The following is a 12,859-nucleotide window of genomic DNA, read 5'->3' on the forward strand; positions in this document are numbered from 1 at the left end:
CTACCAGTCCATCCACCCGTCCAGGGAGGGTTTGCGCAGGTAGGGCGGCTCGTCGAAGTCGATGGCGGTGAGCCAAGGCTCCTCGGCGGCCGCCCGGTGCCCGAGCCGGTGAGTCAGCTCGCGAACCACCAGCGGCATGTGCGCGGCCCCGAACACGACGGCCACCTCGATGTCTTCCCCGGCGAACGCCGCGTCGATCTCGCGGATCACCCCGATCAGCAGCCCGTCGCGTTCGGTCAGCCCGTTCGGGCCGATCCGTTCGCCCGGCAACGGCGCGAACTCGGTGGTGTCGTCGATGTCGAAGGTGTCGTTGGCGATCCAGTCGTCGCGGCCGGAGAGCGCCATCCGCAGCGCCAGCCCCGGCGTCTGCACGATCACGTCGGCCCAGCCGGCGTCCGGCATCCGGCGATCCTCCTCCGGCGGCGGGGCGGTGTGCGCGTCCGGGAAGATGATCGGCACCCCGAGCGCGCCGTAGTCGATGTCCTGGTGCACCAGGTCGCGACCGGCCCGCTGCCGGGTGAGGCGCATCGCCGTCACGTAGGCGTAGCCCGTCGAGCTGGGTCCGTCGTACTGCTCGGCGACGACGGCCTGGCAGGACCGCAGCCGCTGCCAGATCGCCCAGTAGTAGTCGGGATGGCCGAGATGGATCGTCGGGATCACCACCCACCGCAGGCCGCCGCCCGGACGCTGGAAGACCCGCACCGACGTCCGGAAGCCGGTGGCGCCCCACTCGGTCAGCCGCATGCCGGCCAGCCTAGGAACCGGGCGCTACCGCAACTCCGAGCCGTCGGCGGCATCTCAGCCCAGGCGGGGACGCCCGGTCCGGTCAGGTCGGCTGGCGCCGCCCAGTGATCGCCATGCCCAGCCGGTTGGCGGTGGTCAGGCGGTAGACATCCGTGGTCATGATCGAACCTCGGCGCGCGCGTCACGGCTCAGGGCGCCCAGCACCTTCAGTGCGGTGGCGATCTCCTCGGGCGTGGCAGTCGGCGGCCATCCGGTCCAGGCGGGACAGCTCGTCCGCGCGGATCCGGGTGGACAATGACGTCATATTCAGTCGAGGCGATACCACCAGGTCGTCAACTCGTCGTCCAGGCCGTCCAGGGACTCGTCGTCGGGGCGGAGGTCGTACCGGAGATCGGTCCGGTGGGCGCCGGTCCGCCGTACGATCGCCCGAAGCTCGTGAACTCCCGGGGTCCCGGTGAGTTCCTCGGTCGACAGCGGGTAACCGCCGACCAGCTCCTGATGGCCGAGCGCCCACCAGACGGCGATCAGCTCCACGTCGCCCTCGCTCTCGGCGGCCTCCGCCACCGCCACCACCACGTCGAGCAGCCTGACCGCACGCGGTTCGACAGCACCGGGCCCGGCCATCCGCCGCCACAGCTCGGTGCCCGCCTCGCAGTACAGCCACGGCGGATCGACATAGCCGTCCTCCAGTTCCCCGGCGAACTCCTCTTCGTCCCCGCCGAACTCACGCAGCGTGGTGAACTCCGTGATCCCGTCGAAGAACTCCCGCCGCCGCGCGTAGTCCGGATGCTCACTCACGGGAAACCGCAGCGTGTGGCCACGCCGGAGCAGGATGTCCAGCACCCGATGCTGCGTCAGCGAGCAGTCGTAGCCGTCCTGGAACGCGTAGAGCGCCACGAGCCAGTCGCGTACCCGCTCGTCATCGGCCGGGAGGTGCCGGTCGAGGACCTCCACCGCCCCCTGCACCATGTCCTCGATCACATGCATCGACATGGCCGTCACGGTACGTCGCCTCGATCAGGGTCCGCGTCGAGTGCGCCACGAACACACCGTGCTCACGGAGGTGTGCGTCCATCCGTCGCAGCGGCTCCCGATGACGGTCCACATCGAAATCCGGGACCCACCACACGCACTTGCGCAGGATCCACACGACCGCGCCGACGTCGAAGAACTCCATCCGGCAGCGGGCCGTCCGCAGATCCACCACGTCCAGGCCTGCCGCCCGCGCCGCGGCCGCCTCCCGTGCCGGATCACGGGCCAAACGCTCGCGCGGCAGCGGTCCGAGGAACCACTCGATCAGCTCGAACGCCGACGCGGGACCGACGTGCTGCCCGAGATAGGTGCCACCGGGCGCCAGCACGCGGGCGATCTCGGCGAAGTCGGGCCGCACCGGGTGCCGACTGCTGACCAGGTCGAACGTCGAGTCGTCGAACGGCAGCGGCGCACCCGGCGCGACCTCGGCGACGTCCACGCCGCGGGGCCCGAGCCGGTGCCTCGCCTGTTCGGCGTTCGGCGCCCAGCCCTCGGTCACCGCCATCCGCGGCGGCAGCGACGGCATCTCCGCGATGATCTCCCCACCGCCGGTGTCCAGATCCAGCGCGGAACGGGCCCGCCCCAGACGCTCCGCGAGCAGGCCCGCGTAGCCCCACGGCGGCCGCTCCTCGGTGGCCCGGCCGTCCAGCCACCCGAAACCCCACCCGCCGACGTCCGCTTCAACCCCTTCGATCAAGAGCTCGTCAAAGGTACGCACACCGGCTCCCGTCCCTCTTGGCAGGCCACCCGACGTGACGTCGACGGGGCCCGCTCGCGCCACCGCATCCTTCACGCCGCTCGGCTGGACGCGCCACACGATTTCCCGGACGCTTGACGGAGTGAGTACTCACTCCGTAGCTTGGGTGGCATGACAGAGCCATCGACCCGGCGGAGAGCGCCGGGAATGAGCCCCGAGGCGCGACGGGAGATGATCGTGGCTGCGGCGCTGCCGTTGCTGGTCGAGCACGGAGCCGCCGTCGGCACCCTGCAGATCGCCAAGGCCGCCGGCATCGGCGAGGCCACGATCTTCCGCGTCTTCGCCGACAAGGACGAGCTGCTCGACGCCTGTGTGGCGGCCGCCCTGCGCAATGATCACGTGCTCGCCGAGCTCGATGCCGTGCCGCTGGACCAGCCGCTGGCGGACCGCCTCACCGAGGCCGCCGCCACCCTGCACGCCTACCTGCACCGGATGGGCGCGGTGATCGGCGCGGTCCACGCCGCCGGCCGCCGTGGCGGCGGAGCACCCCGCCGTGGTGCGCCCGTCGACCGGGAGGAGGCCTCGGAGCGAACCCTTCAGGCGGTGGTGCGCCTCCTGGAGCCCGATCGGGCCGCGCTCCGGTTGCCGGTCGAGCAGCTCGCCGCGGTCTTCCTCAGCACGCTGTTCAGCCGTCGCGGCGCACCCGCCGCCGACACACCGATCGAGACGCTCGTCGACATCTTCCTGCACGGCGTCGTCACCACAGAGGCCACCTCATGACGATCACCTTGAACCACACCATCGTCCCCGCCGTCGACAACGAGACGGCCGCCCGATTCTTCGCCGACGTCATGGGTCTCGCCTACCGGGGCGCCGAGCGGCACTTCGCCCCGGTCCGCGTCAACGACGACCTGACTCTCGACTTCATGACCGTCGACCGGCCTTCCGCCGTGCACCTGGCGTTCGACGTGGACCCACCGACCTTCGACGGCATCCTGTCCCGCCTGCGGACCGGCGGCATCCCCTACGGCAGCGAGCCCCACGAGCCCGACAACGGCCGCATCGATCATTCGCTCTGCCCTCGGGGCCTGTACTTCCGGGACGAGGCGGGCAACCTCTACGAGGTGATGTCCCCGGCCTGACCGGCACTCCGTGCAGCGCTCCCTCCCGGCCTCGCCTCGTGGGTCGCCCTGCTCGGGTGGTCTCGCCTCGTGGGTCATCTGGCCCGACGGGCTCGACTGTGGCGGGCACCCCCGCCTCCGCGAATTGAGCGGCGAGCAGCCGTAACTCCATCTCGGTGCCGGTCAGGCCGGGTCCTCGGAGCAGTTCGACGAACGCCGGAATCTCGGAGAGCGGCGTGCCCCGCTGTTCCCGGGCGACCCTCATGATGACGACCCGGCTGGCGGCGCCGATCCGCAAACGGTAGGCGCCGCACTGTTCGAGCAGCGCCGCGCGCCACTCGGCCGGCGCCTCGTGGCGACCACACGCTTCCACGCTCGCGGTCGGGCAGGCATGCGACAGCGACCAGTGCAGCCGCCCGTCGACGATCATCTCGCCGTACGTCGCGCCGCCCGCACAGCTGTCACAGTCGAAGGGCAGTTCAGCCACGGATGCCATCCGCCGACCGTAGCGCCCCGACATCACCGGGACTGCTCACGGTGCTCCGGCCGGCCGTACCAACTCGGTTATCCAATCGACCGCGACCGGCGCCTCCGCCGGTGTCCCGGAATGCAGGCCGTTGACGACGAGCCAGATGCGATCGGCCAGCAGTTCGTCGCCGCCCGCGCCGAGGACGAGGCGGTCCATCTGGGCACGGCTGTCGGCGAGATACGCCCGGGCGATCCGGGCCGGCTCGTCGGTCTCGCCGGGGAACTCGGTCAGGTAGTTGCGGAAGGCGCAGCCCCGGTATCCCGGCCGGCGAACAGTGTCGGCGATCTCGGTGACCAGGGTCAGCAGGCGGTCGGTCGGATCGGTGGACCAGCGCAGGGCCTCGGTGACGGTGCGTTCACGTTCGTGGCGGGCGAGCATGAGATACGCCGCCGCGAGGTCGGCTTTGCTGGGAAAATGCTTGTACAGCAGGTTCTTCCCGCAACCGGCGGCCTCGACGACCTGGGCCATGCCGACGGCGCGGACGCCGAACTCGTAGAACAGTCCGGCGGCCGCGGTCAGGATGGTGTCCCGTGTGCCGGGTGCCGCCGTCCGCGCCATGAAGCCCACTTTAAAGGACTGATCGGTCCAATCCGACATTCTTCTCTTCGAGGCCGTTGGTGGTGAGCTCCAGGATCCGGTCGACCAGGTCGAGGCCATCGGTGCGGTGAGCGAGGACCAGCACGGTCCGCCCCGACGCCGCATCCAGCAGATCCGCCATCAACTCCCGCGCCCCCGCCTCGTCGATCCCCTCCGTCGGCTCGTCCAGGATCAACAATGCCGGATCCGCGAGCAGGGCCCGCGCGGTCGCCAGCCGCCGTCGCTGCCCACCGGAGATCGTGCCGCCCGCGGCCCCCAGCCAGGAATCCAGCTCCATCCACCCGAGACCGACCCGGGCCAGCACGGCCCGCATCCGCGGATCGGTCGCCGCGGGCGAGGCAAGACGCAGATTCTCTCGTACGGTCGACGCGAACACATGTCCGGTCTCGTCCCCCACGAGCACCGCAGTCCCGCTGACCTCGACGTTTCCGGCCCGTGGTGACAGCAGCCCGGCGAGCACGGCTGCCAGCGTCGACTTACCGCATCCCGATCGCCCCATGATCGCCGTACGTGATCCAGCGGGCAACGACAGCCCGAGCCCGTCAAGAATCGGCGGCTCCGTCGGCCGCCACCCCGCGACGAGCCCGTCCACCCGAACCGCCCCGCGACCCCGTCCAGCCTGCTCACATGTCGACGTCTCGGCGTCGTCACGGGCTGTCTCGCCAGTCCTGCCGGCCCGCCCGCCTGTCCACGCGTCCACACCGTCAACGGCGTCGGCTGGTTGATTGACGGACTCGTCAATATTGATCGATGCATTGACTGCACCATTCGTGTTGACATGTGGATCGTCAACATGGACGTACATATCGCCTGTCAGTTCGGCGACCCGGCGCTCAGCGGCGGCTGCACGTCGCCGAGCGATGGCGGCCTCCGGTAGGAGGACGATCGCCTCACCGAGCACGATGACGCCGAGCAGCACCACGGCGCTCCACTCGGCGGTCAGCCCCCCACGCGCGAGGACGACGGCCACACCCACGGCCGCCGCCCCCCATCCGATGTGGGCGACCGCTGCGGCGAGTCCCGACTCCCGTGCCGTCCGCGCCTCCAGATGAGCCAGCGTTCGGCTCCGGTCGCGGGGCACGTCGGGACGGCCCCCACCGGCCGCCAGATCCTCGACTCCGTCGACGGTCTCGACCACGGCGTCCCGCAGTGCGGCCCGGGCGGTGCCGGTGGCCGCCTCCTGCCGGTCCAGTAGCCGGGCCGCGATCGCCGGAGCGACGACTCCGGCGACCAGCAGACCGACCGCGACGGGTATCGCGGCCGGTGCCGCCACACCGGCGACCACTACGACGCCGAGCCCGCCGGTGACCGCCGCGGCGATCATCGGTAGCCGCCCGCGCAGCAGCCCGTCGGTGGTCGCGTCCACGTCGTCTACGAGCCGGGTGAGCAGATCCCCGCGCCGCTGCATCCGCGGCCCGGGAACGTGGGGGATCAGATCCGCATACACCGCTGCCCGCCGCCTGCCCAGCCGCGCGAACGCGACCTCGTGGGACACGAGCCGTTCCAGGTAGCGCAGCAGAGGCCGGGCGACGGCACTGCCCCGGACCAGCACCACCCCCGTGGACAGACTGAGCACCGGCGGAAGCGACGACGCCCGGACCAGCAACCACGCGGCCGCTCCGGTCAGCACGATCCCGGCGAGCGAGGACCCGGCACCCAGGAGGGCCGCCACCCACAGCCGTCCCCACCGGCGGCCGCCCGCCTCCCGAGCCCGCTCGGGGTCTTCGAGCCCCTCCCGAGAGCTCTGCGGCCGGCCTTCGGCCGCCGCCCGGGTGCCGTCGGCGTGCCGGTCAAGCGGACCACCGTGGGGAGTCGTGGTGGCGTCGTCGGGATCGGGTGTGGACCGGGGTGAGTGCTCGCGTTGTTCGGGAGTGCCCGGCAACCCGGTCTCGGTCGCCGCGTCGGCGCCACCGGGCGGGTCGGCGTGGGGAGACGTGGTGATGTCGTCCGGAGCGAGGGCGGCCCAGGAGGGTGATTCCAGGGGGCCGGCGACCGAGGCGGTCACGGTGCCGGGGGTGAGGGCGGCGCCCGCCGGTGGGTGGACGTCGACGATGTGGTCGGCGGCGGCGAGCAGGGCCGGGCGGTGGGCCACCACCAGGACGGCGCAACCCTGGGCGGCGAACTCGTGCAGGCGGGCGATGACCAGGTGTTCGGCGGTGCTGTCCAGATGGGCGGTCGGCTCGTCGAGCAGCAGCGTCACGACCGCCGGCGCGTCGCGGTAGCGGTGGCCGGCGACGGCACGGGCGGCGCGGTGCAGCAGTACGGCGAGCGCGAGGCGCTGGCGCTGGCCGGCGGAGATGCCCGCGGCCTGTTCGCCCAGGGGTGTCCGGTCGGCGACCTCGTCGTTCAGGCCGGCCACGTGGAGCGCGCGGCGGATCTCGGCCGTCGTGGCGTCGGGCGGGAACGCTTCGGCCACCGTGCGGGCGTGCGGCAGGGACGGCCGTTGCGGCAGATAGAACGTGTTCCCGACGGCGATCGCCCCCGACTCCGCGGGGTGCAGTCCGGCCAGTACACGTAGCGCCGTGGTCTTACCGGCTCCCGATACGCCCCGCAGCGCCACGATCTCGCCGGCCCGGACGGTCAGCTCCGGCAGATCCAGCGCGTCGTCCGATGCTCCCGGGTACCGGGCTCGGAGTCCGGACACCCGCACACCCCACCGGCCGGAGGCGGCGCGTCCGAAAACGGGCAGCACAGCCGTGATCCGCCGGGGCGAGTCACCGAAGGCGGCCGGTGGACGGCTGCTCTCCCGCAACGGCTCCACCCGGCGGAGTCCGTGCACGCCGGAGCCGGCGGCGACCGGCCCATCCGGACCGGGTGAACCCGCCGGCAGGACCGGGGACCGCGCGGCGACCGGCCCATCCGGACCGCGTGAACCCGACGGCGGGACTGGGAGCTGCGCGGTGACCGGCCCGTCCGGACCGGGCGTGCCCGGTGGCAGGACCGAGGGCCGTTCAGCGACGTGTGACGGGAACGGGCCGACGGTGGGGGAGTCGGCGGACAGGATCTCGTCGACGTCGGCTATCACGGCTTCCGCGTCGGTGGAGGCGTGGTAGCGGGCGGCCATCTCGCGGAGCGGGCGGTAGGCCTCGGGGGCGAGGAGGATGACCAGCAGGGCGGGGCCGAGCTCCATCGAGCCGGCCGCCACCCGGAGGCCGGTCTGGACGGCGATCAGGCCGACCGCCAGGGTGCCGACCAGGTCGAGCGCGGTCGACGACAGGAACGCGACCCGCAGCACCCGCATGGTGGCCGCGCGATGCCGGTCGGTCAGGTCGGCTATCACGTCGATCTGGCGGTCGGCTCGGCCGTACATCTTGAGGGTGGGAAGGCCTCGCACGACGTCGAGGAAGTGGCCCGCCAACCGCGAGTCCGCCGCCCAGCGCTGTTCGGCGCGGGCCTTCGTCGCCCAGCCGATCAGTGCGCCGAGCAGCGGGAGGAGCGGGATCGTGAGCAGGGCGACGACCGCGGAGGCCGGGTCGACGACCGCCATGATGACGACGACCAGTGGGGGGAGCACGACGCCGAGGAGGAGCGCCGGCAGATATCCGGAGAACCACGGGCGCAACGCGTCCAGGCCGGTGCCGAGGACCGCGGTCAGCCGCCCGGAGCCGTGCGCGGCCACCCACGCGGGGCCGCGGCGCACCACCCGGTCCAGGAGGGACCGCCGTAGCTCGTCGGTGACGCGCGCGGCGGTTCGCTGGGCGACCACCTGTTCGGCCCAGGCGAGCGCGCCGCGCACGGTGAACGCGATCGCCAGGAGCACGATCGCCCATCCGGTGGTTGCGGGGAGCAGGTCGTCCAGGGCCTGCGCCGGGGTCCCCGCCAGCACGCCCGCCGAGCCGGTGGTGAGCGCGGTGACGATGCCGCAGAGCGCCACCGCGATGGCGATCGTGGCCAGCGCCTGACCGACTCCGATCACCGCGAGCAGGATGATCCCGCTCCGGCTGGCGCGGGCGTGCCGCAGCAGCCGCGGATCGACCGGCCCCCGCGAAGCCCGCCGGCCAGCCACTCCCGCCGGACCGCCGACCGCCGTGCCGCCGACCGCCGCGGGTACGGCCGACGGGTGCGCCGACGGGTTGACGGGCGGCGCGGAGACTGCCGGGCGCGGCGGTGGGCCGGCGGTCACGAGGCGACCCGTTCGCTGGCCACGCGACGGCGGAAGACCCAGTACGACCAGGCCTGATAGATGAGCACCCCGGCAGGATGAGCACTCCCGCGACGGTGATCAGGCGCAGCGCCTCGGGTCCGGCGGCGGCGCCTTCCCTGGTCAGCGACCATGCCGGATCGAGGGTGCTGCGCAGGACCACGTCACCGTGGGCGGTGAAGACGGCGACGACCGTGGCGGCGACCGCGGCCGCGACGGCGGCGAACGACAGTCCTTCGCGGGTACGCCGTGCGAGCAGCCCGGCAGCGAACACGACTGCCGCGGCGGCCAGGGGGAGGCGGTTGCCCGTACCGATGCCGATGAGGAGAAGCGTGACCGCCCCGGCCGTTCCGGTGTGGCGGGCGACGTCGCGGGCCCGCCGCCGGACCGGCCCGGTGGTGCGCAGCGCGAGGAACGTGGCGCCGAGCAGGATCGCGGCGAGGAGTGCGGCCAGCGCGCCGAGACCGGCGGCGGGGGTGAGCAGCGGGCTCAGGCTGCGGCCGAGCCCGGCCCCGGTGACCTCGCCGTCGGCGCCGAGGGCGAGGCCGTCGACGAGGATGCCGAGGACCGCGCCCCAGAGCAGCACGATGCCGCCGGACGAGGCGGCCAGGAGCAGGTCGGCCCGGCGCCGCCAGGACGGCGAGTCGTGTTTGCCGCGGAACTCCAGGGCCACCCCGCGGACGGCGAGGAGCAGCAGGATCGCGACCATCGGCAGGTAGAGGGCGGACATCAGGGCGGCGTACCAGTCGGGGAAGGCGGCGAACGTGACGCCGACGGCGGCGACCAGCCACACCTCGTTGCCGTCCCAGAACGGGCCGATGGTGCGCAGGGCGGCGCCGCGTTCGTGCTCGTCGCGGCCGAGGAACGTGAGGATCCCGACGCCGAAGTCGAAGCCTTCGAGGACGAAGTAGAGGACCCAGGCGAGGACGAGCACCGCGAACCAGAACGTGATCATGAAAGTGCGCTCCTAGTAGGCGGGGGCCGGTTCCGGAGCGTCCGCGGGGGCGCCTCGACGACGAGCGGCTTGCGGGACAGATGCACGACCAGGCGGCACCAGGCGACCGCGAGCAGGCCGTAGACCAGCGTGAACCCGGCCAGGGACGCGATCACCTCGACGGCGGTGAGGCCGGGGGAGATGCCGTCGGCGACCTTGGAGATGCCGAATGCCAGCCACGGCTGCCGGGCGGTCTCGGTGAACACCCAGCCGAACGTGTTGGCGGCGGCCGGCAGCAGCGGCGCGAGCAGCACGAAGCGGCGCAGCCAGCCGGGCGTTCCCCGCCCGGGCTGCAGAGACTCCGGCAGGAACGGCACGCGGCGGGTCCTGCCCCGGAAAACCCAGGAGGACCAGAGGTGGTACGCCCCCAGCGCCATCCCGAGCACGCCGGCCCCGATCATGAACCGGAACGTCCAGAACGCGACCGGGATCATCGGCACGTAGCTGCCCGGTCCGTACTGGGCGGTGTAGAGAGCCTGCAGATCGTCGATGCCCTGCACGGTCCCGTCGAACGACCCGGTGCCGAGGAAGGACAGCAGTCCCGGGATCTCGATGCTGAAGAACGGCCGGTCGTGTCCCAGCTCGCCGATCGCGAAGACCGAGAACGGCGCCGACGTGGTCGTCTCGTAGAGCGCCTCGGCGGCCGCCATCTTCATCGGCTGCACGGCCGTCATCACCTTGCCGAGGTGGTCGCCGCTGATCGCGGTCACCGCCCCGCCGATCAGCAGCATCCAGGCCCCGGCCCGCGACAGCGTCCGGAACGCGGCGTGGGAGGAGACCCGCCAGATCCCGATCGCCATCAGGAGCCCGCCACCGGCCATCGCCGCCCCACCCATCGTGTGCGGGAAGGCGGCCAGCACCACCTCGTTGGTCAGCAGCTCGGTGAAGCTCGTCAGGTGCGCCCGTCCGGTGACCGGGTCGAGTGCGTAGGCGACCGGGTTCTGCATGAACGAGTTGGCGGCCAGGATGATGTACGCCGACAGCAGCGTCCCCACCGCGACCACGACGATCGTGGCGGTGTGCAGCATGCGGGGCAGCCGGTCCCACCCGAAATACCACAGCGCCAGGAACGTGGCCTCGAGGAAGAACGCGAGCATCCCCTCGATGGCGAGCGTCGGCCCGAACACGTCGCCGTAGAACCGGGCGAACGCGCTCCACCCGAGCCCGAACTGGAACTCCTGGACCAGCCCGGTGACGACGCCGACCGCGAACGTGACGATCAGCAGCTTGCCGGTGAACTTCGTGAGGTGCAGGTACTTCTCCTTCGACGTCCGGATCCAGGCGATCTGGAATCCGGCGGCAGCCGAGGCGAGCGAGATCGACACCGGCACGAAGAGGTAGTGGTAGATCGTCACGACCGCGAACTGCAGCCGGGTCAGGTCGAGCACGTCCATGGGAGCCCCTCTACGACGATTCGTAGTAGATACTACGACGCGTAGTACGACACGGTGAAGTAGAGTGGGTCACATGGCGAGGAACGACCTCGAGCGCGAGGTCATGACGAAGTTGTGGGACGCGGGCGAGCCGCTCACCGTCCGGCAGATGCACGAGCGGCTGAGCGCGGAGCGCGATCTGGCGTATACGACGGTTATGACCGTTCTCGATCGGCTCGCCAAGAAGGGCCTCGTCACCCAGCAGCGCGCCGACCGCGCGTACAAGTACGCGCCGGCGCAGACCCGCGAGGAGATGACCGCCGGGGTGATGCTCGACGCGCTCAGCGCCACCCCCGACATGGACGCCGCGCTGGCCTACTTCGTCGGGCAGCTGCCGCCCGAAGCACTGAGGGCGGCGATCGAGAAGGCCCGTAACATCGAGCGGTGACCGCCCTCCTGCTCGGCGCCCTCGGGCTGACGCTCTCCCTGCTGGCGCCGCGGCTGCTGGCGAGCGCCCGGTGGACCGACCGCGCCCCGGTCGCGGGTGTCCTGCTCTGGCAGTCACAGACGCTCACCGCCGTACTCTGCGCGCTCGGTGTGGTCCTCGCCGCGCCCGAGGAGGTCGCCCGGGCCGCCGGGGCCCGCCATCCCGAGACCGTCGCCGCGCTGCTCTTCTCCCTGGCCGTGGCCGCGACCATCGTGATCCGGCTGATCGTGTCGCTGATCCGGGTGAGCTCCCGGGCCCGGGCCCGCCGCGCCCGGCACCGGATGCTCGTCGACCTGCTCGACCGGGTCGAGCGCCACGAGGACCTGGGTGGCGACGAGGTCCGAGTGCTCGACGGGCCGCTGCCGTTGGCCTACTGCGTGCCCGGTCGCGAGCCACGGGTCGTGCTCAGTGACGGTGTGCTGCGGACGCTCGACCGCGAGCAGGTCGACGCGGTGCTCGCCCACGAGCGTGCCCACCTGCGGCACAGGCACGAGCTGGTGATGGAGTCGTTCACCGCGTTCTACCGGGCGGTGCCGGGCCCGCTCCGGTCGAAGGCGCCGCTGGACGCCGTACATCTGCTGCTGGAGATGGTGGCCGACGACGCCGCCCGCCGCCGGACCGGCTCGGCCCCTCTGCGTGCCGCGCTCGCCCGGCTGATCGACGCCGTCCCTCTCGCGGAGGAGGTGACCGCCGACCCGGAGGGTGAATCCCGGCGCCGCCGCCTGACCCGTCTGGACGGTCCCGAACGGAGCTCCGCGGTCCTCACCGCGGTCGGGGTGACCGCCGCCGCCGGCCTTCTGGTGCTACCCACCGTGATCGTGGTCGTCCCCTGGTTGGCGCGGGCTCTGCGCAGCTGGCCGTTTTAGACACTGTGCGTATCGGTGACGGTGCGTACAGTTCGGCTGGCTGTGCGACCTTCATTTGCCGTCTTGATCCGAGTACGGTGGTCCCCGGTCCAGCCAGCCCCCCATCGGCCACCCGGCCGATCTGACGGACCACCGCCTAATCGTGTCCGGCCGAACAGCCGGGGGCGAGCCGGGGAACCGAGCACCTGGGGTGAAGCCGCGGCGACGCGGCCGGGCAGACTTCCCGCCCGAACCCGTCAGCTAACCCGGTCGGCGGCTGAACGGGAAGAAAGGACAAC

10 protein-coding genes, 1 pseudogene and 1 riboswitch are annotated in these 12,859 nt (G+C 72.1%); of the genes and pseudogenes, 4 read left to right on the forward strand and 7 right to left on the reverse strand.

Features of this window, described 5'->3' with window-relative positions; translation table 11 throughout:
• The 3 genes from ACQPZW_RS15630 to ACQPZW_RS15640 form a co-directional block, all read right to left on the reverse strand.
• Entirely contained in the window at positions 1–744 is a 744-nt protein-coding gene (locus tag ACQPZW_RS15630) for a hypothetical protein (protein WP_433795597.1), read from the reverse strand.
• A gap of 306 nt (positions 745–1,050) precedes the next feature.
• On the reverse strand, positions 1,051–1,737 hold the full coding sequence (locus tag ACQPZW_RS15635; protein ID WP_433795598.1) for a hypothetical protein: 687 nt from the start codon (positions 1,735–1,737) through the stop codon (positions 1,051–1,053).
• Positions 1,664–2,494 (reverse strand): class I SAM-dependent methyltransferase, encoded by an 831-nt coding sequence (locus ACQPZW_RS15640; protein ID WP_433795599.1) that lies wholly within the window; start codon positions 2,492–2,494, stop codon positions 1,664–1,666. The genes ACQPZW_RS15635 and ACQPZW_RS15640 overlap by 74 nt, the downstream gene beginning before the upstream one ends.
• Positions 2,495–2,644: 150 nt before the next feature.
• Here ACQPZW_RS15640 and ACQPZW_RS15645 point away from each other — a divergent pair, with 150 nt between their 5' ends.
• Both ACQPZW_RS15645 and ACQPZW_RS15650 read left to right on the forward strand, forming a co-directional pair.
• Positions 2,645–3,253 carry a TetR/AcrR family transcriptional regulator gene (locus ACQPZW_RS15645; RefSeq protein ID WP_433795600.1) on the forward strand — a complete coding sequence of 203 codons (609 nt, stop codon included), beginning with the start codon at positions 2,645–2,647 and terminating at the stop codon, positions 3,251–3,253.
• Positions 3,250–3,615, forward strand: coding sequence for a VOC family protein (locus tag ACQPZW_RS15650; protein ID WP_433795601.1), 366 nt, complete (start codon positions 3,250–3,252; stop codon positions 3,613–3,615). The genes ACQPZW_RS15645 and ACQPZW_RS15650 overlap by 4 nt, the downstream gene beginning before the upstream one ends.
• Before the next feature lie 511 nt (positions 3,616–4,126).
• Here the strand turns inward: ACQPZW_RS15650 and ACQPZW_RS15655 are convergent.
• The 4 genes and pseudogenes from ACQPZW_RS15655 to ACQPZW_RS15670 all read right to left on the reverse strand — a co-directional run bounded on the left by ACQPZW_RS15655 (position 4,127) and on the right by ACQPZW_RS15670 (position 11,249).
• On the reverse strand, positions 4,127–4,720 hold the full coding sequence (locus tag ACQPZW_RS15655) for a TetR/AcrR family transcriptional regulator (RefSeq protein WP_433795602.1): 594 nt from the start codon (positions 4,718–4,720) through the stop codon (positions 4,127–4,129).
• Positions 4,692–8,843 (reverse strand): thiol reductant ABC exporter subunit CydC, encoded by a 4,152-nt coding sequence (cydC, locus tag ACQPZW_RS15660; protein ID WP_433795603.1) that lies wholly within the window; start codon positions 8,841–8,843, stop codon positions 4,692–4,694. Before cydC ends, ACQPZW_RS15655 begins: the two co-directional genes overlap by 29 nt.
• Positions 8,844–8,973: 130 nt before the next feature.
• Positions 8,974–9,816, reverse strand: a pseudogene (gene cydB / locus ACQPZW_RS15665) (cytochrome d ubiquinol oxidase subunit II); the annotation flags it as partial.
• Entirely contained in the window at positions 9,813–11,249 is a 1,437-nt protein-coding gene (locus ACQPZW_RS15670; protein WP_433795604.1) for a cytochrome ubiquinol oxidase subunit I, read from the reverse strand. The pseudogene cydB and the gene ACQPZW_RS15670, both read right to left, overlap by 4 nt.
• A gap of 73 nt (positions 11,250–11,322) precedes the next feature.
• On the opposite strand from ACQPZW_RS15670, the gene ACQPZW_RS15675 reads away from it, so the two are divergent.
• Positions 11,323–11,676, forward strand: a complete 354-nt coding sequence (locus tag ACQPZW_RS15675; RefSeq protein ID WP_433795605.1) for a BlaI/MecI/CopY family transcriptional regulator — start codon at positions 11,323–11,325, stop codon at positions 11,674–11,676.
• On the forward strand, positions 11,673–12,581 hold the full coding sequence (locus ACQPZW_RS15680) for a M56 family metallopeptidase (RefSeq protein WP_433795606.1): 909 nt from the start codon (positions 11,673–11,675) through the stop codon (positions 12,579–12,581). The genes ACQPZW_RS15675 and ACQPZW_RS15680 overlap by 4 nt, the downstream gene beginning before the upstream one ends.
• Before the next feature lie 123 nt (positions 12,582–12,704).
• A riboswitch (cyclic di-AMP (ydaO/yuaA leader) is annotated at positions 12,705–12,851 on the forward strand.
• Positions 12,852–12,859: the final 8 nt, after the last annotated feature.

Source organism: Actinoplanes sp. CA-252034, from assembly GCF_050956125.1.
GTDB lineage: Bacteria > Actinomycetota > Actinomycetes > Mycobacteriales > Micromonosporaceae > Actinoplanes.